The following is a 21,049-nucleotide window of genomic DNA, read 5'->3' as shown; positions in this document are numbered from 1 at the left end:
TGAATTGCTTTTGTTCTCGCCAAGGCAACCACTCCCAAAAGTAATTTTCTACTTAAGGGGAAGATTAGATATTAACGGCATTAATTCCTTTAAAGAAATCTCGGAACTTTATCTGCCGTCTATATAGTTGCAGAAAATACACTTACATCCTTCAAAATTCTGATATTCGGGCTCCATTCATTCAACTAACTGTATTTTCTGCAAGTAGATTCGGATAGGTTGCCTTTTCCTTCAAACTAACTGACTATTTTACACTTAGTTTTTACGATGATTACGGGGGTGCCGGGTTGTGGGGGTGCTGCTAACCGATGATTACGGAGTTGAGAGGGGTGCTACTAGCAGACGGATATGTTAAAAAAGCCGTCATTTAATAAATGAATGGCTGAGGACTGCTTCAGGTGCTCCGCTGCAATGATGACATTGTGTTATCATAATTCTTAAGGAGATCGATACAATGGATTTTATGAGGGCAAGAACACCAGAACAGATAATTTTTCGGTGTATATTCTTGGGTTGTATCCGATATCTCATCTGTCGCAAAAACAGCTTGAGGCTATTCAGTTAGCCGGGGTTAATTACGCTGTACCAGATATTGAATATTTGTGTTACCATGGGATACTTCTTCTACTTTCCGATTTGTGACAGTGAAGATACCACATAAATTAGAGAGGTGTTCTGAACGATGTCGAATAAACCAGATGATACAATAGAAAGTCGAACATCCGATTTACGAGGATACATCGATTCCTTAGAAATGCAGGAACGGTTATATAAACGGACTTTGCTCATTGTTGTTATGTCGCAAATTTTCGGCGGTGCAGGACTTGCGGCAGGAGTAACTGTCGGAGCACTCCTAGCTCAGGATATGTTGGGTGCAGATAGTCTTGCAGGTATTCCTTCGGCGCTGATCACTCTTGGTTCTGCTGCGGCTGCACTAATTGTTGGGCAACTCTCTCAACGCTTCGGACGCCGTTCGGGACTCGCGACAGGATTCTTGGCTGGAGGTATTGGTGCAATCGGGGTAGTCATTGCAGCTGTATGTAACAATATTCTACTTCTCTTTGCTTCGTTGCTTATCTATGGCGCAGGCACTTCTACAAACTTACAAGCACGCTATGCGGGTACAGACTTAGCAAAGCCTAAACAACGTGGAACTGCAGTCAGCATTGCATTGGTTTCAACTACATTCGGTGCTGTCGGGGGTCCAAACTTGGTTGATGTAATGGGCCGGTTCGCTACTTCGCTAAAGGTCCCAGCCCTGGCCGGTCCTTTCATACTGGCCGGCGCAGCCTTTATTCTTGCTGGTCTTGTACTACTGGTTTTTCTCCGCCCAGACCCATTCGTTGTTGCAAAAGCAATCGCCGAAGCACAGGAAAAGGATCAAGGGTATGGCTCGGATACGAATTCAAATATACTACCGACAAACAACCGAGGGATCATTGTTGGAGTCACAGTCATGATATTAACCCAGATTGTTATGGTCGCCATTATGACAATGACGCCAATACACATGATTCACCACGGATATGGCTTGCGTGAGGTAGGGCTAGTCATCAGTATTCATATCGGCGCGATGTTCCTTCCATCCCTTGTGACGGGTGTGCTCGTCGATAAGGTCGGACGCACTGCAATGTCGGTTGCTTCAGGCGTTATTCTATTATCTGCTTGCATTCTTGCTGCTCTAGTACCTGCCGACTCCATGCTGTTACTCATTACTGTTCTGGCGCTGCTAGGACTTGGTTGGAACTTTGGCTTAATTAGCGGCACAGCGCTTATCGTGGATGCGACTCATCCAGCTACTCGTGCCAGAACTCAAGGAAATGTCGATGTCTTGATTGCCTTGGCGGGGGCATCGGGCGGTGCACTTTCTGGCATGGTTGTAGCGCATTCCAGTTATGCAACACTCTCAATTGCCGGAGGTATCCTTTCTTTGTTACTGATACCAGTCGTTATCTGGTCTCGCAGCAGCCGAAAAATGGAGATACCCGAAAATATGCCCCTTTAAAAGTAAAACTGGTAACACTCGGCAGTGTTGGATTGGTGTGGCGTTCGGTACATGACAACAGACTTTGATAATGGCTGTTCACTTTCCTATCGGAGATTGGACAGCTTTTTTGTTGTTTAGGCGAAGGCACCACTGTATTACAAAAGCTTATGAATACTATAAAAACATCTGTCTTGTTACTCCTGTAAGAGCATGGTACTTTTAAATAAGCAATGTCAATAAAAGATATCAGAATGATCGGGATAATTCTTATGCTAAGCGAGCGAGGTGCGTAGGATTCATGCTGCAAGTAACGAACAGTCCGTTTCAACAAGACCAGGTGGAGCTGCTTAACCGCTTGTTGCCCACGCTAACGGAAGGGCAGAAAATCTGGTTGAGCGGTTATCTGTCAGCTCTTTCGACCGTAGGAGCTCAAGCGGGAGCGGCCGCTCCGTCTTCAAGCGCCCCGGCCGTCTCCAAAGAGGTGACGGTGCTTTTCGGATCGCAGACCGGGAACAGCCATAAGCTAGCGAAGAAGCTGTCCGGCAAGCTGCAGGATCAAGGCTTTCAGGTGACGCTCTCTTCGATGATCGACTTTAAGCCGAATACGTTGAAGAAGGTTCAGAATTTGCTCATTCTCGTGAGCACTCATGGAGAAGGGGATCCGCCGGACAATGCGATTTCTTTCTACGAGTTCCTGTTTAGCAAGAGAGCGCCCCAATTGGATGGGATGCCGTTCTCGGTGCTTGCGTTAGGCGATACTTCCTACGAGTTTTTCTGCAAAACGGGCATAGACTTCGATCAGCGTCTGGAAGAGCTAGGCGGCAAACGGCTTGCTCCGCGCGTCGACTGCGACGTGGATTACGACGAACCGGCGGAGATGTGGATCGCGGACGTTCTCGCTTCCCTTGGGCAGGCTTCGGCCGCCGCCCAGGCGCCGACGGTCGTCGGTACTTCCGCGGTTCATGGAGGACAGTCTTCGGAATATTCCAGATCCCATCCTTTTCAAGCTGTCGTGCTTGAGAATTTGAACTTGAACGGACGCGGATCGGATCGGGAGACCCGTCACCTGGAGATCTCCCTTGAAGATTCCGGTCTCCAATATGAGGCGGGCGACAGTCTGGGCGTCTATCCGCAGAATGATCCTCGGCTCGTCGACGATCTGATCGAAACGATGGGATGGCATCCGGATGAACTCGTCGCGATTCCTAAGAGCTCGGAGGAGCTTTCCCTGAAGGAGGCTCTGACAAGCCGTTGCGAGATTACGGTTCTGACGAAGCCGTTGATCGAGCAAGCGGCGAAGCTAGCCCCGGGCAACGAATTAAAGGAGTTGCTCGCAGCCGGCCGGGAGCAAGAATTAAGAGAGTATCTTAAAGGGCGGGATCTGCTCGACCTGGCAAGGGATTATGAATGGAAAGGCGTTACGGCAAACTCCTTCGTATCCCTGCTGAGAAAAATACCGCCAAGACTTTATTCAATCGCGAGCAGTCCGAAGGCCTATCCAGGCGAAGTGCATCTTACGATCCGCAAGGTTCAATACGAGAATCATGGAAGAGTCCGTTACGGCGTTTGCTCGACGTATGCGTCGGAGCGGCTTGAACCGGGAACGACCTTGCCCGTATTCGTTCAGGACAACCCGAATTTTAAGCTTCCATCCAATCCGGATACTCCGATCATTATGATCGGACCGGGTACGGGAGTGGCTCCATTCCGCGCTTTCTTGGGCGAACGGGAGGAGATGGGGGCGGAAGGCAAGACGTGGCTATTCTATGGCGATCAGCATTTCTCGTCCGATTTCCTTTATCAGGTTGAATGGCAGCGCTGGCTGAAAGAAGGCGTACTGACGCGCATGGACGTTGCCTTCTCGCGGGATACGGAACAGAAGATATACGTTCAGCACAGGATGCTGGAGAAGAGCAAGGAGCTGTATCAATGGCTGGAGGAAGGGGCTGCCGTCTACGTCTGCGGAGACGAGAAGAAGATGGCGCATGACGTCCAAGCCGCGTTAATTGCGATTCTGAAGCAAGAAGGCGGCCTTAGCGAAGAGGATGCGGCGGCGTACTTGACGAAGATGCAGCAGGAGAAGCGTTATCAACGGGACGTCTATTGATTACGGAGGCAAATGAAGCAAGGAGGTAGAAGAATGTCAGACAACAACCTGCTATCGCCCAACAGCGCGCCGCACAGCGACGTAGAGGCGATTAAGAGCAGAAGCGATTATTTGCGGGGAACGCTGGAGGAATCACTGAAGGACCGGATTACCGGCTCGATCTCCGAGGACGACAACCGGTTGATGAAATTCCACGGAAGCTATATGCAAGATGACCGCGACGTGCGCAATGAACGGAGCAAGCAGAAGCTGGAGCCGGCTTATCAGTTCATGGTGCGGGTGCGGGCGGCCGGCGGCATCGTGACGCCGGAGCAATGGCTCACGATGGATCGGGTGGCGCAGCGGCATGCCAACGGTACGATTCGGTTGACGACGAGGCAGTCATTCCAACTGCACGGTGTTATCAAGTGGAATATGAAGAAGGTCATCCAGGAAGTCAACGACGAGCTGTTAAGCACTCTTGCCGCATGCGGCGACGTGAACCGCAATGTGATGTGCAACCCGAATCCGTACCAGTCGGAAGTTCACGAGCAGGTATATGAATGGGTACAGAAGGTCAGCCATCACCTCGATCCGCATACCCGGGCTTATCACGAGATCTGGTTGGATGAGGAGAAGTTGGTAGACAGCAGGGAGGGCGATGAGCAGGAGCCGATATACGGCGCCGTTTATTTACCGCGTAAATTCAAGATCGGCATCGCGGTTCCTCCTGCTAACGAAGTTGACGTTTTCTCCCAAGATCTGGGCTTTATTGCGATCCATGAGAACGGGCGTCTGCTAGGCTTTAATGTCGCAGTGGGCGGCGGTATGGGGATGTCGCACGGAGATCCGAAGACGTATCCGCAGGTGGCGCGTACGATCGGCTTCATCACGCCGGAGCAACTGATCGAAGTAGCGGAGAAAACGGTCACCATCCAACGGGATTACGGCGATCGTGCGGTACGGAAACATGCGCGGTTCAAGTACACGATTGACGATCGCGGCACCGAGTGGTTTATCGACGAGCTGCAGCGGCGGTTAGGCTGGAAGCTGCAAGAAGCTCGTTCCTATCATTTCGACCATAACGGCGACCGTTACGGCTGGGTAAAGGGCAGCGACAACAATTGGCATTTTACATTGTTTATCCAGAACGGCCGCGTGAAAGACGAGGACGACTATCTTCTCATGACCGGTCTGCGCGAAATAGCCAAGGTGCACACGGGTGATTTCCGCCTCACCCCCAACCAGAACCTGATTATCGGGAACGTAACCAGCCAGAAGAAGAAAAAAATCCAGCAACTTATCGAAGCGTACGGACTGACGGACGGGACAGCCTACTCCGCGCTGCGAAGAAATTCCATGGCTTGCGTGGCTTTGCCGACTTGCGGACTGGCTATGGCGGAGGCGGAGCGATACTTGCCTACGCTGCTCGACAAGCTTGAGTTGATTCTGGATGAAGCGGGCCTGCGCGACGACGAGATCGTTATTCGCATGACCGGCTGTCCTAACGGATGCGCCCGCCCGGCATTGGCGGAGATCTCGTTCATCGGCAAGGCTCCCGGCAAATACAACCTGTACCTGGGCGGCGGATTCGCCGGCAACCGGCTGAACAAGCTGTACCGAGAGAATATCGGCGAGACCGAAATTCTGAACGAGCTGCGTCCGATTCTGAACCGTTACGCGAAGGAACGGACGGAGGGCGAGCACTTCGGAGACTTCTGCATTCGCGGCGAATACGTGAAAGAAGTTCATTCGGGCCTCGATTTTCACGCCTGATCGTTTAAGGAAAAAAAAGACCGCTTAAATCCAGCCTGATGGCATGGAGGCAAGCGGTTTTTTTAAGGTTGATGACGGCGTTGGAATCAGCGATCAGAGAAGGCCTAAGCGTAATGGAGGTATCGGCATTTCGGCATTCAGTCAATACGGGAACGAGCATCCGAGTTGGGCGGTCAAGAAACGGAGTTCGTAACCTCATACAAACGACAGAGGACATGGAGATCGTGGGGGAAGCATCTTCAGGGGAAGAAGCGGTAGAGAAGGCAAATACTCTAAGCCCCGATGTCATTCTCATGGACATCCGCATGTCAGGTATGAATGGAGTCGAAGCTGTTCTGATATCGCTTCGCGAATAAGTGATTTTTTCTCCGTTGCCCAGTTGGCGGAGCCTGTGGACAGTGTATATGCAGAGTTGACGTCTCGCGAGAAGGAAATACTCAAGCTCATTGCGAAAAATGCCACCAATACCGAAATTGCCAGTAAGCTCCACATCAGTATAAAAACAGTTGTGAACTATGCGACCCTAATTTTTAGTAAACTTCAAGTTGCCGACCGTAAAGAAGCTGAGGAACTGGCTCGAAGATGGAAAATGGATACCGAGATGTTCAGTGGCGGGTAACTCATTCCCGAGCTCCTTTCCCAAAATTAGGGCACCCGCGACTGGGTGTCCTAAAAAAATCGCCTTAAGAGTGATATGGTGAACCGTATCACAAGTAACGGCAACTTTTTTTGGGGCGAAACGAGCGGGAGCCTTCAAAAGCGCGTTGAACGGCATGGGTTTGAGCTAGGGCAACCTGGCTGAAAAAGTCACGTTTACGGGCTTCTCGCAGTTTGTTTAGTTAGAGATTTTCGCAAAGGTTTGCTTGCAATATGATACATAATTTGCTCATAATTATGCTATATTTGAACTAAGAGTAATTCGTTAAAAGGAGTGAGCATATGCCCACAATTCGTCCCATTTCAGATTTGCGTAATAATGCCAATGAAATTTCTGAGTTTTGCCATAGAGAACGGGAGCCCGTCTTTATCACCAAGAATGGAACGGGAGACCTGGTTGTTATGAGTATCGAGGTTTATGAGCGCCAGCAAGCTTTAATCGAGCTTTATAGCAAGTTGTCCGAAGCTGAAGCTGAAATCGCTAACGGTGCTGTCGGAGAGGATTTCTTGGAAGTAGCCCAGAAGCTGAGGTCAAGCATTCATGGAAAAATATAAGGTGCTGATCTTCCCCGCCGCGAAAAGGGATTTACAGGAATTAATCGACTATATCAATGAACGGTCGTCCTTTGATGATATCAAATTGTACGATGAGATCGTTGAGCATGTGGCATCGCTTGCGGAGTTGCCATTTAGGTATCCATTGATGAAAAACTCTGTTCTTCGAGCCAAAGTTTACCGCGCGCTGGTGGTGCATAGTTTTCTGGTGTTTTATGTAGTCATGGGCGATGTGGTGCAGATCAGGCGTATATTGCATGGTAAACGGCAATACGAATTTCTAATATAATGTAGCTTTCCTTACTTTTACTGTATCCTGCAAGCCCAAGCTAAAACTTGCTTTCAACTTCACCCTTTAACTCATCCCTTAGTTCCAGGAAGTAGTCATCGACCTGATCGAGAAGAACTGCTGGAAGTTTTTTTGGAACGGTGCAGCACATCCAAGTCCTGCTGTGTCTTGATGATTCGCAATCGAATCCCTCCTAAATAACTTAGGCCCCTTAAGTTCAAGGGACCTTCACGAAAATGATATTTATTTCTTTTGGAAGTGAATTGTATGATGAAGAAAAAGCTGACGTCTGATTTTGACGGTCTAATGTCCTATGTTGAGCGAATCAACAGATTAAATGGGGGAACTTCCTGCGCACTATTCATTATTCAAAATGATCATGTGGTTGCCGAATTTTATAGTGGAAAGCATACAGTCCAGAAAATTAGAAGGCCAGAAACTCAGGGACCGAACACTTCAAATTCGTAGAGAGAATATCCGTATGGCGTTCCTCTTACTGTGCCATACATTCTTACATACTTCGCATTCCGAGCGGCAAACGTTATATCGTCTATGGCACCATTGCCACCTGTGGTGACATAGACATCTTCCCAATTTATCGGACTTCCGCTGTCCGATGATACTTGAATTTTATAACTTGTCGCATGGGCAACTTCCCAGTTCAGTTTTACCCTGTTGATACTTTGGATTGTACCTAGATTTACATAAATCCATTGAGGATCTATCCCTAACGCGCTTGCCCATCTAGAGCCTGTATTTCCATCAAAGGCTTTGTTCGCTTCAAATCCTACACCCTCGATTGAGCTTGTTACAGCGGGTTTATTCAAAGCAATATTGCCGACTGAGCTTGAACTGTTATACACTTCGAAATCAAAGAGAGAATATCCGTAGGGTGTTCCTCTGGCAGTACCATACATCCGCACATATTTTGCATTCTGAGCAGTAAACATAATCTCGTCGATGCCGCCATTGCCGGTTGTTGTGACATAGACATCCTGCCAATTTACGGGGCTTCCGCTATCCGTTGAGACTTGAATCCTGTAACTTGTCGCATAGGCGGCCTCCCAATTCAATTTCACTTTGTTAATGCTTTGGGAAGTGCCTAAGTCCACGTATATCCACCCCGGATCAATCCCTTCCGTGCTTGCCCATCTGGTCGAAGAGTTGCCGTCAAAGGCTTTGGATGCTTCTAGGCCCGCCCCCTCTACCGAACTGGATACACTCGCCTTATTCAGTGCAAGATCAGTCCCGGAAGTTTCAGGTGTAGGTTTCCACCAGTTTCCTGAAATGAACAATAGATTAAGCAGATTGTAAGAATCGCTGTAATAGCTCTCCTTTTTATTTTTCATCCAGTCCCATCCGGAATTGACCCAGCTTTGGTGACTGCTATTCGTAGTGCTGGCCGCAATAAAGGGGGAAACAAATAGAGCAGTGTCATAACTTCCGATAGCAGTACCATTCATGGTATATCCGTCTTTAATATTAGCTGGAACGCCGCCTGCTTTCCCTTTAATCCATGCCGCTATTTTGTCGGCGATCGTCTTACCTCTTGTGTCTCCGTAAAGTGCGTAATCCATCACAATTCTTAGAGGAACACGGCCTGCATTCCAGAAGTATTGGTTCGTTTCCTGGAACTCGTCCAAGTACCATTCGGGTGCAGGTTGCGGAGGATTGTTCACTACAAAATCGGAGATCAGGCCGGTAATCGGAGAATAAGTTTCGCTGAACTGCGTATACACGCTATATAGGTTATTAATAACGTCAAGCCAGGTCTGATCGCCTGTAAAATCATAAAATGCCCTTAGGTGACTAAGCATCCAATCGGACGGGCGAGTGTTCAATGCAGTCTTTGAATCCCAGTCCCCGAGGTTAAGCCTGTTATTCGTCGTCACATAGCTAGTTTTAATGCCGTTCGTAATCATCTGCTGAGCCTCAGCCATATAGTTAACGGCTCCGCCAGATCCCCATTGACGATCCGCGAGGATAAGCGAGTATGCAATGTCCAAATCTCCATCGGTTGCTGAACCGAAATGTCCCTGGGCATCGACGTCATCCGCAACCACCCATCCCATGAGATTCGGATTTCCCGAGCTTTTGTAGGCTCTGGCTGTTTTGAATAAGCCATTAAATAGGGTTTGAGCATCCGGATCATGACCCGCCATCAGCGCCGTAATGACCATCCCGTATCCTTGACCTTCCGAAGAGCCTAACGGAGTGAAACCATCGGGACTTCCGGTAATCTCTCCTTTTACATAGTAGCCGCCTGGCAGAGATGAAAGGTTATTTTTCAGATAGGTTGCTTTCCAATAATCGTAATAGGCGGCTACGGAAGCATTCATAGAAGCTTGGGTGACATGATTGGGTTTGATGATGCCCGGATAATTCACTTGCTGTGGAAACGGTTTCAGTTCACCTGCTGCATGTGCCTTCTGATTGTAATCAGCAGGTATAATCAATTGAACACCGAATAACGTGCTGCAAAGCAGAAGATAAACCAACAATTTCAGCTTTCTTTTGACCGATTTATTAGCTTTGAAATACATGATAACGCCTCCTTTTAATGGTTAGGTACAATCGATGTATTCTGAATGCCCTCCTTTCAATAACAATAAGCATTACTTTTAGGTGCTTTTATCCCAAATGCTATGTAAATCCTGTATTTAAAATAACACAAATTTACATTTATTTGCAGAAATAATTTTGGATCGAAAAACGGTTATGGAAGCATAAGGTGTGCTGGTTGATGGTGATCGGAGATTCAGTTGCCGGGTTCTTTCGAACGCGATCCGATCAAGTATCCAATAATCGTCGATTCGACGGGGAGCACCACAAGCGTCCACATTTCCTTTAATCCGAAATCGGCCGAACGATATTTGTCTGGCGTTAAGGTGTAGATCAGCGCGATCAAGAGGACTCCGAGCGCAATCGTGCCTACGATGTACAAGCGGACGTTGTCCCCCGAGCCGAAGAATTTGCCGAGGAATCCGAGTTCCGCTTTGCGTCTGTCGTTCTCCGCATTCGCCGCGATGATCTTGCTGGCGACTCTAGGGTCTTGGATTTCGATTTTATTCATAATCCGAGACCCCTTCCCCCGCGTAAAAGGTAAACGTCAGCACCCAAGCCGTCGAATCGAAATTGATGGTTACCTCGTAACGAAGCGACAGCTTGCGATTGTTCAGAACCCCAAGATGGATCATGTCATGGTTGCCGGTTGGCTTGCCTCTAGGAAAGTTGACGCACGCGATTCGCACCTCGTTATATCGGACAAGGCGGATGTCCGTCATGAAATCATCCCGTTCCGGTTCGTGTTCGATGCAAAATACGAACGTTAAAGGGTCGTTCTCTTCGGACAACGTAATTTCGATCGGGCTCATCCCGTAGGCGAATACTCTGCCGTGATAAACGACTTCGAACCCTCCGGACGTTATTTTCAAGTTCGATCCCCCCAAGGCAAACGATCATCGTACGAGCGTCATCTTTCTATTTTACGAAAGTGGCGATCGGTACATGACAAGAGGTTTCTAACTTACGGTAAGAGGATTATTTTTGGGTTTTATCGAATATTGCTAGCAAATCACAGTTTCAAGGAGGGTAACGTGGTTTGTCAAAACAAAACAAATATGATGATCCGGGGTTTTTCGCGAGATACAGTCAAATGGATCGTTCGATCGGCGGATTGGAGGCTGCAGGGGAATGGCATGTTCTTCGTTCTTTAATTCCCGAGTTACGCGATAAAAACGTGCTTGATCTTGGCTGCGGCTATGGATGGCACTGCCGATATGCGCGCGAACAGCAGGCCCGTTCGGTCGTAGGCATAGATCTTTCGGAAAAAATGATATCGCGCGCTAAGGAATATAACGACGATTCCGCAATCGATTATCGCCAACTCGCGATAGAAGATATTGACTTTGGCGCAGGGGAATTCGATGTGGCGATAAGCTCGCTAGCGCTTCACTACGTCGAGCGCTTCGACATCGTCTGCCGAAAGATATATCACTGCCTATCGCCTGGGGGCAGCTTCGTACTCTCGGTCGAGCATCCGATCTTCACCGCGCTCGCCGCGCAGGACTGGTATTACGGTTCGCAAGGCGAGCGATTGCATTGGCCTGTCGACGATTATCAGATTGAAGGTCAACGGATGACAAGATTCCTAGACCATGGCGTGGTCAAATATCATCGTACCATCGCCACTTTGGTAAATGCGCTAATCGAATCCGGCTTTATGATTACGAAGCTCTCCGAACCTCAACCTACCCAAGAAATATTGGCGAAGCATCCCGAGATGCGAGACGAGACTCGACGCCCCATTTTTCTCTTGATCGCAGCGGTAAAAGGTTGAGAAATATGGTTTATTGGTTAGTACGTGATCCGGGTAAGCTTCTCCGGATTGGAGACCAGATAGACGGCTCGAATAGCGCCGAGATCGTCGTCAGGCTCGAACGCGAACGCAATGGGAGGCCTATTCTCCCGCACCAGGAGCAGACCTCGTTGCCCGCTGATCCAGACTCGAAGCGATTTCCCTGTGAGTGATCCTTTGTCGGCGATTCCGGAGAAAACCCGTTCAAGAGGCGCGTCTTCCGAACCAAGCTCGATGACAGGTTCCGGAAGCCACTGTCCGGGATAGCTTTCCCGGTTGCGCGGAGCGGCTTTCATCATATTGATAACCCGGTTCGCAAGCATTTTGACAAGATAGGCTTTCGGATGCGAAATGTCGCTCCCATCCCATTTACTGACGGCGGCGAAGACGTCCTGAACAGCATCCTCGGCCTTGCTCAGCGAGCCGAGCATCCGATAAGCGATGGAAGTAAGCAATGGCTTGTATTCGCGGTATAACTGTTCGACATCAAACATGGTTCCGTTCGTCGTCAAGGGGATATCGACCTCCGCATCCTGAATGAATTATTCAAGACCTGACGCCGTTAAAAAATCACCCCACATTGGAATATCTTTATTTGGACGATAACTTCATCCGGGATATTGAAGTGCTCGAAACGATACCGAATTTAAAAGAGGTATCTTTGGCAAACAACCCGCTGAATGAGCAAGCTAGTCAGGTTATAAAAAAACTAGAGAATAATGGCGTCATTGTAAACTTGGGCAACAAAGACGAGACTCAGCCAGAGGAGATTCAAGTTTCTCTCGACGCGGAGTCAATTGCTTTCGATGTTCCTCCTTTTATTATGGACGGAAGCACGATGGTTCCATTTCGAGTCCTATTCGAAAAACTTGGCTTAAAGGTCACATGGATCGAAGATACCCAAACCATCATAGGGGAAAAAGAAGGCACTACGATAAGAATGCAAGTTGGCCAGCAAAGTGCGGATGTTAACGGAAGACGCAGTTACTAACGGACCACGAAACCTACGTTTTGGAAGAAACAGAGAAGACGTTCCAAGGGTATCCCGCGAAAAGATTGGTTTTCAACAAGACGGAAGAGGGTTGGAAAACCTTTGTATGCACGGCGGTTTTCTTTGAAGCGAACGGACGTTTCTACCAGATTACGGCTTCCGCAAATGAAGACATTTTAGAGGATGCACAAGAGGAATTAAATGAGATCGTGGGCACATTGAAACTGAAATAGCAACAAGGAGGGTAATACAAATAGTTGCTCAGATTATGATATGACTATAGCCCGTTGGGCTTGGTAATACCTAGTCGCAAAGGCGAATCGGGAGCATCCCGGTTCGCCTTTTCCCTTTGACACCGCATTTGTACGCATAACAACTCAGATGTACCTATGAATGAAGGAGTGTATCCTCTAAGATTATTTGAAGGGAGCCATGCTTATACGCAATGCACATTCATGGACGAACTGAGGTTGCCTGATGAATAAGCTATGGAAGCCAGGGTTATGGTTCGGTAATCAAAAAATTAAAAAGAAAATCATGATCATTTTTATTCCATTGATATCTATTCCTTTGTTTACTCTTGCATACGCTTCCAATTCTATTTTCACCGAATCGGTTATCCGAAAAACCGTCGTCAACGTATCTGGGGAATCAGAGCTGATCGTCACCCGAATACAAGGGACCCTTCTCAATGCTAAAAATTGCGCCAACATTATGACTGTCAGCTTGAACAAAGTCATTCCGGCGGACCGCGCATCCATAACCGACGAATTCACCATCAAGAAGCTTGCTACTCATATATCCAACCAGTTGGCTCTCGACCTGCTGTTCTTTCCGGATGTCGAAGCAGCGGCTTTTCTCGACATGAACGGCCAGTTGCACACGTCCAATCACCTGATGGCCGATGGACTGCAGGAGGCATTTCAAAGCAGGATCATTCAACAAACCAACGCAACGAGCGGAGAAAATATCTGGTTTACGATGGAGACGCGCGACTTTCTCACAACGACGAAGGGAAAGCCGGTGCTTACATTGGGCAAGAAAATTCTCAGCATCGACAACGGGGACCAACTGGGAACCTTGATCCTGATCATTAAAGAAAGCTCATTTTCGGCGATTTTCCAAAGCGTGGAGCGAGAGCAGGAACGGAACTATCTGATCGTAGATTCGAATGGCCAAGCGATCTCTTCCTTGAACAAGGACGATTGGATGAGCCCCTCCCAAATCGGCTTATTACGGGATGTTTGGAGCAACGATCAGCCAGTCTCGGAAATCGTGAAATGGGGAGGAAGTAAATTTCTTGTGTCCAGCATGCCGTTCGATGATATGAACTGGAAACTGGTCAGTCAGATCCCGCTTCATGTCCTCACCGAAGACAGCCGCAAGATTACCTTGTATATCATTATGCTGGGACTGCTAGGGATCGTTTTCTCGTTTATCGGCGCGAGGATGCTTTCCCGGGTGATCGCCGGTCCTCTGGTCCGCTTGACCAAGACAATGCTGCGGGTTAAAGATGGGGATTTGAACATTTATTTCGATGCCCGTACGGCAGACGAGATTGGATTTCTTTCTTCGGGCTTCAACAAGATGCTCCGACAGATCCGGGAATTGATCGAACAAGTCGGCAGGGAACAGAAGCAAAAGCTTCATTATGAGCTTGCGTTGATCCAATCTCAAATCAAACCCCATTTTCTTTACAACACATTGGATTTGGTTTATGTGCTTTGTTCGATGAATCGGGTTGCGCAGGCAAAGGAAGCGACGAAGGCGCTGGCCGACTTTTACCGGATCGTCTTAAGCGGCGGCAGGGAAGTCATTACCGTCAGCGAGGAAATCGACAATGTCGGCAATTATTTGGCCATACAGAAGATGCGCTACATGGATGTATTCGAGTTCACCATTGACGTGGACGAGAGCACGCTAAACGGACAGATTCTCAAATTGACGATCCAGCCGCTGGTCGAGAATGCCATTTACCACGGTTTGAAACCGAAAGGGTCGAACGGAAAGCTTCATATTCGGGTTGCCGAAACGGGCCGAGAGATTCAAATCTCGGTCACTGACAACGGAGTAGGGATGACTACTGAGAAATGCGGCGGGCTGCTGAAACAGCAAAAAGGAAATCCGGATTCCAAATCGTTCGGCTTAACCAGCGTGCAGGAGAGGATCGTATTATTTTATGGACATGAATACGGGGTTAAGGTTCACAGCGCTCCCGACGAAGGAACGACGGTCGTGGTGAGACTTCCTTTAAGGCAGAAGGAGGCGGATTCGGATGTATAAGGTGTTGATCGTGGATGACGAGCCGTTGTTCCTGGATTTTCTCCGTACGGTATTGAATTGGGAATCTCTTGGATTTGCGATCTGCGGCGAAGCCAGGGATGGACAAAAAGCGCTGGAATTGACTAGGAAAACCTTTCCCGATGTTGTGCTTGTAGACATCAATATGCCCAATATGGATGGAATGGAACTCTCGCAGCGGCTGAAACAAAACGATCCGGATATGGCGATCGTCATGGTGACGGGCAACGCGGAATTCCAATATGCCAGAGACGCCTTGAGGATCGGGGTGGAGGATTATATCCTAAAGCCATTCGATTCCGACGAATTATTTTTGACGATGGTCAAAATCAAAAGCTATCTTCAAAGAACGAGAGAATACCGGCAGAGAGACCGTGATCACGTTCTCTGGCTTAGAGAGCAGTTTCTCAATATGCTGATCAGCACGAATCTTTCTATTACCGAAGCGGAAACTCGAGGACAGATGCAACGATTCGGCATTCCTGCCGAATCCGGCCGTTATGCCGTCATTACTGTGGAAATCGACCATCTCTACAAAAGATGGAGCGACCATAAGGAGATTCTTCTTTGGAAGAATACCGTTTCTAACCTGCTGCATGAAATCATTGCTTGGCCGGGGCAAAATATCGTCTTCTTCGGACCGGAAGACCGGATTGTTTCCTTATTCCAGCCGACTCCTGATTGTCCCGACCCTACGGGAGAGACGGAAAGCCTGCAGCGATTGTGCGACATGGTCAAAAAACATTTTAAATTTTCAGTGACCGTTGGCGTGGGAAGTCTTCAGTTCGGATATACCGGCATACGCGCTTCCTATATGGAATCCATGGCGGCCTTGCAAAGCAAGATCATTCTCGGCACCGGAGGCGTCATTCGCTATCAGGATTCGGATCGAACGCCCCACGGTTTCTATTCCAGCGAAATCAACGAGAAAATGATGCTGGCCTTGCGCTTAAAGGATGAGAACGAGATGAAACAGCTCCTCGAAGAGGTGTTTCGTTACGTTAGGGAGCAGCGTTTGTCTGCCGAGATGACTTACGTGACGGTGTTCGGCCTCGTATCGATTTGTCTCTCCCATATCGTCGCGAGCGGAAAGGATATCGGGGCCGTGCTGGGAGATGGATTCTCTCCTTACCAGGAACTACAACAGCAGGAAACCCTCGATAAGACTTACCATTGGGTCGAGCAAATCAGTTTGAAGACGCTCCAAATAAACAACGATGACAATAAGCCTTCCCGGTCGAGAAAAGTCTTTGAAGAAGCCAAGCTTCTAATCGAACAGAATTTCCGGGATCCGGGTTTTAACGTGGAGGAGATCACCAAACAGATCTTCATTAATGGTAGTTATTTGCGAAAAATATTCCATAAGGAGGCTTCCATGTCCGTATCGGAATATATCACCCATACCCGAATGCAGCGTGCTAAGGAACTTATTCTGCGCAAGCAGGTCAGCGTTACCGCAATTGCGGAGATGACAGGCTATAGCGATCCCGGATATTTCAGCAAATGCTTCAAGAAACATGTCGGAGTGACGCCGAGCGAATACGAGGCGCAGAGCAAGGCCGGAAATAGCGCGAATTTTACCAACGTTTGAAGCGAAGCGTACATTTCGAATCGTACGGGATCCCCCCTATAATGAATGCAGGGTTGTTGGGGTTCCTTCAAAAACCCGTCTTTGACCAAATAGGAGAGTGGGTCTAAAAAATGAAAAATAAGTTACGGTTTACCGGTTTAGCGCTAGCTGCAATAGTGGCATTTTCACTTACCGCTTGCGGTTCGGACAAGAAGAACGAGGGAGGATCGGCTTCAGAATCACCTGCGGCGTCAGCTTCGCCTTCGGCATCCGCTTCCGAACCGTCTGCATCGGCGGAGCCGACTCCTGCAGAAACGGTAAAGCTGAAGATTGGCGCACGCTACTTCGATGACGATACGAAGTTGCCTTATGATTACGCGATCGCCGAGCTTAAGAAAGAGATGCCAAATGTGGAGTTGGAACTGGTTCCAAGCCAGCAAGACGATAATCAGAAGCTGAAAACCCAAATGGCGACGGGCGATCTGCCCGATATCGTGGATACCGATTGGAGCCTAATGCAGGTAGCCAAAAAATCGAACAATCTTCTCGTACTCGACAACGAAGCGGAAACCGCGACATTCAAAGAACAATTGAACAAGGGTAACGAATCTAAATTGATCGCGCCAGACGGTCATGTTTATGCGTATCCTTACGCGGGAATAGAGTTCCAGATTCTGTACTACAACAAAAAAATGTTCGAGGATGCAGGCATCGCTCTACCCATCAAGACGATCGACCAACTGAAGGAAGTTTCCAAGAAATTCGTCGACAAAGGGATTATACCCCTTGCCATCTTCTCCAAAGAAAAATGGATAGGAAATGCATTGCTCAAGGGCTTCATGACCCGCGAGGAACCTAAAGGCTACGGCGTGCTCAACGATGCGACCGAAATTCCGGAATCTTTGAAGCTGGCCGCTGGGCAAATCGGAGAATTACAGGCCGCCGGACTCTTCGCGAAGAACGCCACGAACACGAACTACGATCAGGCTTCAGCGTTATTCTATCAAGGCAAGGCTGCCATGTTCATCAACGGCCAATGGGAAATCCCGAATGCCCACAAAAACATGGGCGACGGGGTAGACTGGATGTACTGGCCGGCAAAAGACGAAGCGACTTACGAGAGCACGAAGTTCGCGATGAACGGCCAGGGAGATCCATCCGGATTCGCGGTTTCCGGTCATACGAAAAACAAGGAAATCGCGATCAAAGTGGCTGCTTTTATGGCTCGAAAATATGCGGAGTACAAATTTACAATGGTAGGAAATCCGATCGTTTCCATCAAAATCGATAAACCCGCACAGGTACAGATGCCTAAGATGCTTGAGCGGCTGTCGACGGAAGTCATACCGAATATTACAAGCTTCGCGGAGGTCTTGAGCAGTCCGAAGGTCGGACTTGCGATTGACGATAACTCCCAGAACCTGCTCGTGTCCGGATTTACGCTGGATCAGTTCGTGAAGAATATGAACCAGGCACTTAAAGATAAATAAATCGACCAAAAGGCTCGCTTCGGCTTCTAGGCCGATGTGAGCCTTTTTATCGGAAGGAGAAAGAGATGAAACAATACTTGGGCAATAAGAACGCGATCGTGCTGTTTTTAGCGCCGGCCCTTCTTTTATATAGCGTTATCGTGTTTTATCCGATTATTCAAACCTTTTACCGCAGTTTTTTTGAGTGGGATGGACTAAGCGAGGCTTCTTTCGTCGGGTTGGACAACTTCGTCAAGCTTTGGGGAGATCCGCTGCTGTCCACCTCCTTGAAAAACGGTTTTCTATTTGCTCTTGTCTTAGTCGTGTTTCAAATCGGATTGGGGACGTTTCTGGCTCTGATCTGCGCGGATGTTACCGTTAAAGGACGCAAACTACTGAGAACGGCATATTTTATACCGGTCGTGCTTTCCGTTACCGTCGTATGTCAGCTGTGGCTGGCCATGTACGATCCGGACAATGGCTTGATCAATAAAATTTTCCATGCTTTCGGTTTGTCATACAGTCAGAACTGGCTGAACTTGCCGGAATCGTCTATTTTTGCGATTGCATTCGTTAATGCCTGGCAATACATGGGGTTTCAATTCGCCTTACTGTACGCGGGCGTAAAATCGATACCGGAGCATTATCAAGAGGCCGCCCTGATAGACGGAGCCGGGAAATGGAGAGCGCATTGGTATATTACGCTTCCTCTCATGCGAGAGACTTTCAAGTTCTGCTTCGTGATCTGCATCACCGCGGGAATCGGAGCTTTCGTGCAGATGCTCATCATGACCAACGGCGGTCCAGGAACAACCAACTATACGATTACTTTCATGATTATCCGAAACGCTTTTGGAGCTAATCAATATGGTTATGCTTGCGCGATTTCAGTGTTATTGGTTCTTATTAGCCTGATTGTAACTATAATCATCAACAAAGTGTTCGACGAAAGGAGAGAGGAAGCCCGATGACCGCCATCCGGAAAATACCGAGAGCTCTGATGCAGGCCTTCCTCTGGTTCTATTTTTTGATTTCGCTCTATCCTTTGATCTGGATGGTGTTCTATTCGCTCAAGAACAATGACGAAATATTCGTCACCAATCCCTTCGGCTTCCCAAACAATCTCCGCTTTGAGAATTACGTAAACGCATGGAACCAATTCAATCTGCCGCGTTACATGGGTAATAGTTTGTTCATCTCTACGATAACAACAGCCGGCGTAGTTATATTTGCGCTAATGTTTGCGTACGCGATCGCGAGACTAAGATGGAAGTTTCGGGAAACCGTGCGCATTTACATGATTGTCGGGATGTTTATTCCCTTGCAGGTTATCATCATACCTTTGGCAATCTTGGTGAAGGACCTTCACCTTACCAATACGTACGGTGCTTTGATCATTCCTTACGTGGCGTTCGGTCTGCCTTTTGCGTCTATCGTTTTTTACGGTTTTCTCCGTGGCATTCCGTACGAATTGGAAGAGTCGGCATGTATGGACGGCGCTTCGATTTACCGGATGTTTTTTCGTATTATATTTCCGATCCTCACGCCGGCCGTTGCCACCATTATGATTCTTCAATTTCTAGGCACGTGGAACGAATTTCTGTTGGCGTACATTCTTATTTCGGACGAAGCGTTAAGGACGCTGCCGATCGGATTGATCTATTTCCAGGGACAATACGCGACGGATTGGGGCGGAATGGGCGCAGTAATGACGATTGCGAGCTTACCGATGGTCATCCTGTATTTATTCTTCACCGAGCAAGTGGAACGAGCTTTGACGGTCAGTTCGTCCGTGAAGGGATGACGGACTGAACCGTCATTGGACCAAAAACAAAGCACCCTTCGGTCGAAGACCTAGGGGTGCTTTGTTGCTGTTTTATTGTCATTCTGCCTATACGCGATTAAGGAAGTACATTGCCTGCGGCGCGCAAGATCCCGTACCACTCTTCGCGCGTCAGTTGAATATCGCTTGCCTTGCAGCAATCCTTTAACCGTTCAATATTCATCGTACCGATAACCGGCTGCATGCGAGCGGGATGGCGCAACAGCCAAGCGACGGCAATCGTCGTGTTGCTAACGCCATATTTGTCCGCGATCGTATCGATCGCCTTATTCAATTCCGGGAATTTGTCGCTTCCGAGGAATACGCCTTCGAAGAATCCGTATTGGAAAGGAGACCAAGGTTGAATCGTGATGTCGTTCAGCCTGCAATAATCAAGCACGCTGCCGTCGCGGTTTACGGCGGAGTCATTTTCCATATTTACGTTGAACCCATTGGTAATCATGGTGGCGTTGGTGATGCTTAATTGCAACTGGTTAGCAACGATTGGCTGCTTCACGTACTTCTTCAGCAGTTGAATCTGCATCGGGTTCTGATTGGAAACGCCGAAATGCCGCACCTTTCCCGAGTGTTCCAGAATATCGAAAGCCTCCGCCACCTCTTCCGGTTCTACCAATGCATCTGGACGGTGCAGCAGCAAAGCGTCCAGATAATCGGTTCTGAGCCGTTTCAAGATACCGTCCACCGACGCCAGAATATGTTCTTTAGAAAAATCGAACATTCCCTTCCGAATGCCGCACTTAGACTGAAGGATGATTTTCTCGCGAGTATCGTCGTTCATTTGGATGGCATCCGCGAATATTTCCTCGCAGGCACCGCCGCCGTAAATATCCGCATGTTCGAAGAAATTCGCGCCTTCTTCCAGAGCCGTATTTACAAAGCGAGCGGCTTCGGCTTTGCCCAGCGAGTTGATTCGCATGCAGCCGACCGCAACGACCGGCACGTCTAGAGTGCTGTTTCCAAGTTTAATAGTTTTCATGATTATGTCCTCCTTATTGAATAAACTTTAGGCTTATTGTAAAGATGTTCTGAAAAAAGTATAGCCGAATAAATAGGCTTGCGTAAGAGCTGAAATGTTATATAGCTAGTAAATAAATAGTAACTATGAGGCGCCCTTTCAGTCGCTTACCAGCTTTCCTTCCGCACTCTCCGCAACGATTGGAACTTCCCA

20 protein-coding genes and 1 pseudogene are annotated in these 21,049 nt (G+C 48.3%); 15 read left to right on the top strand and 6 right to left on the bottom strand.

The window, feature by feature from the left end:
• Positions 1–682: 682 nt before the first annotated feature.
• From E2980_RS18430 to E2980_RS18405, 7 genes are all read left to right on the top strand, one after another.
• On the top strand, positions 683–2,005 hold the full coding sequence (locus E2980_RS18430; RefSeq protein WP_135153688.1) for an MFS transporter: 1,323 nt from the start codon (positions 683–685) through the stop codon (positions 2,003–2,005).
• A gap of 280 nt (positions 2,006–2,285) precedes the next feature.
• On the top strand, positions 2,286–4,094 hold the full coding sequence (locus tag E2980_RS18425; RefSeq protein ID WP_135153687.1) for an assimilatory sulfite reductase (NADPH) flavoprotein subunit: 1,809 nt from the start codon (positions 2,286–2,288) through the stop codon (positions 4,092–4,094).
• Between the two features lie 33 nt (positions 4,095–4,127).
• The gene (cysI, locus tag E2980_RS18420; RefSeq protein WP_135153686.1) at positions 4,128–5,849 is read left to right on the top strand and encodes an assimilatory sulfite reductase (NADPH) hemoprotein subunit; all 1,722 of its coding nucleotides are present in this window, start codon (positions 4,128–4,130) and stop codon (positions 5,847–5,849) included.
• An 80-nt stretch (positions 5,850–5,929) separates the two neighbouring features.
• Positions 5,930–6,205, top strand: a complete 276-nt coding sequence (locus E2980_RS24780) for a response regulator (protein WP_240703087.1) — start codon at positions 5,930–5,932, stop codon at positions 6,203–6,205.
• Positions 6,206–6,240: 35 nt separating this feature from the next.
• The gene (locus E2980_RS24775) at positions 6,241–6,468 is read left to right on the top strand and encodes a response regulator transcription factor (RefSeq protein WP_240703086.1); all 228 of its coding nucleotides are present in this window, start codon (positions 6,241–6,243) and stop codon (positions 6,466–6,468) included.
• Between the two features lie 320 nt (positions 6,469–6,788).
• Positions 6,789–7,061 (top strand): type II toxin-antitoxin system Phd/YefM family antitoxin, encoded by a 273-nt coding sequence (locus E2980_RS18410; RefSeq protein ID WP_135153685.1) that lies wholly within the window; start codon positions 6,789–6,791, stop codon positions 7,059–7,061.
• A complete protein-coding gene (locus E2980_RS18405) occupies positions 7,048–7,350 on the top strand; it encodes a type II toxin-antitoxin system RelE/ParE family toxin (RefSeq protein ID WP_135153684.1) in 303 nt (100 codons plus the stop codon). The genes E2980_RS18410 and E2980_RS18405 overlap by 14 nt, the downstream gene beginning before the upstream one ends.
• A gap of 440 nt (positions 7,351–7,790) precedes the next feature.
• On the opposite strand, the gene E2980_RS24770 is transcribed toward E2980_RS18405, so the two are convergent.
• The 4 genes and pseudogenes from E2980_RS24770 to E2980_RS18390 all read right to left on the bottom strand — a co-directional run bounded on the left by E2980_RS24770 (position 7,791) and on the right by E2980_RS18390 (position 10,784).
• On the bottom strand, positions 7,791–8,585 hold the full coding sequence (locus tag E2980_RS24770; RefSeq protein WP_240703088.1) for a discoidin domain-containing protein: 795 nt from the start codon (positions 8,583–8,585) through the stop codon (positions 7,791–7,793).
• Positions 8,580–9,812, bottom strand: a pseudogene (locus E2980_RS18400) (family 8 glycosyl hydrolase); the annotation flags it as partial. The pseudogene E2980_RS18400 and the gene E2980_RS24770, both read right to left, overlap by 6 nt.
• 296 nt (positions 9,813–10,108) lie before the next feature.
• Complete coding sequence (locus E2980_RS18395) at positions 10,109–10,423, bottom strand: hypothetical protein (protein ID WP_135153683.1); 315 nt, start codon at positions 10,421–10,423, stop codon at positions 10,109–10,111.
• A complete protein-coding gene (locus E2980_RS18390; protein WP_135153682.1) occupies positions 10,416–10,784 on the bottom strand; it encodes a DUF6864 domain-containing function in 369 nt (122 codons plus the stop codon). The genes E2980_RS18395 and E2980_RS18390 overlap by 8 nt, the downstream gene beginning before the upstream one ends.
• A 221-nt stretch (positions 10,785–11,005) precedes the next feature.
• Here E2980_RS18390 and E2980_RS18385 point away from each other — a divergent pair, with 221 nt between their 5' ends.
• A complete protein-coding gene (locus tag E2980_RS18385; RefSeq protein ID WP_135153694.1) occupies positions 11,006–11,689 on the top strand; it encodes a class I SAM-dependent methyltransferase in 684 nt (227 codons plus the stop codon).
• 17 nt (positions 11,690–11,706) lie between these two features.
• Here the strand turns inward: E2980_RS18385 and E2980_RS18380 are convergent, their stop codons facing one another.
• A complete protein-coding gene (locus E2980_RS18380) occupies positions 11,707–12,219 on the bottom strand; it encodes a sigma factor (protein WP_240703085.1) in 513 nt (170 codons plus the stop codon).
• A gap of 68 nt (positions 12,220–12,287) precedes the next feature.
• On the opposite strand from E2980_RS18380, the gene E2980_RS18375 reads away from it, so the two are divergent.
• The 7 genes from E2980_RS18375 (at position 12,288) to E2980_RS18345 (ending at position 19,842) form a co-directional block, all read left to right on the top strand.
• Positions 12,288–12,698 (top strand): stalk domain-containing protein, encoded by a 411-nt coding sequence (locus E2980_RS18375; protein ID WP_135153681.1) that lies wholly within the window; start codon positions 12,288–12,290, stop codon positions 12,696–12,698.
• Between the two features lie 20 nt (positions 12,699–12,718).
• The gene (locus E2980_RS18370; protein ID WP_135153680.1) at positions 12,719–12,931 is read left to right on the top strand and encodes a hypothetical protein; all 213 of its coding nucleotides are present in this window, start codon (positions 12,719–12,721) and stop codon (positions 12,929–12,931) included.
• A 244-nt stretch (positions 12,932–13,175) separates the two neighbouring features.
• Positions 13,176–14,981, top strand: coding sequence for a sensor histidine kinase (locus E2980_RS18365; protein WP_135153679.1), 1,806 nt, complete (start codon positions 13,176–13,178; stop codon positions 14,979–14,981).
• Positions 14,974–16,590: a response regulator transcription factor gene (locus E2980_RS18360; protein ID WP_135153678.1), complete on the top strand. Its 1,617-nt coding sequence runs from the start codon at positions 14,974–14,976 to the stop codon at positions 16,588–16,590. Before E2980_RS18365 ends, E2980_RS18360 begins: the two co-directional genes overlap by 8 nt.
• Positions 16,591–16,700: 110 nt before the next feature.
• Entirely contained in the window at positions 16,701–18,059 is a 1,359-nt protein-coding gene (locus E2980_RS18355; protein WP_135153677.1) for an ABC transporter substrate-binding protein, read from the top strand.
• Between the two features lie 65 nt (positions 18,060–18,124).
• The gene (locus E2980_RS18350; RefSeq protein WP_135153676.1) at positions 18,125–19,009 is read left to right on the top strand and encodes a carbohydrate ABC transporter permease; all 885 of its coding nucleotides are present in this window, start codon (positions 18,125–18,127) and stop codon (positions 19,007–19,009) included.
• On the top strand, positions 19,006–19,842 hold the full coding sequence (locus E2980_RS18345; RefSeq protein WP_135153675.1) for a carbohydrate ABC transporter permease: 837 nt from the start codon (positions 19,006–19,008) through the stop codon (positions 19,840–19,842). Before E2980_RS18350 ends, E2980_RS18345 begins: the two co-directional genes overlap by 4 nt.
• A gap of 97 nt (positions 19,843–19,939) precedes the next feature.
• Here E2980_RS18345 and E2980_RS18340 read toward each other — a convergent pair whose 3' ends face one another.
• Entirely contained in the window at positions 19,940–20,857 is a 918-nt protein-coding gene (locus E2980_RS18340; protein WP_135153674.1) for an aldo/keto reductase, read from the bottom strand.
• Between the last annotated feature and the right edge of the window lie 192 nt (positions 20,858–21,049).

Origin of the sequence: Cohnella luojiensis (assembly GCF_004564235.1) — a bacterium.
In the GTDB taxonomy this organism is placed as follows: domain Bacteria; phylum Bacillota; class Bacilli; order Paenibacillales; family Paenibacillaceae; genus Cohnella; species Cohnella luojiensis.
The sequence above is the reverse complement of the archived record's forward strand: the minus strand, read 5'-3'. Positions and strand labels throughout refer to the sequence as shown.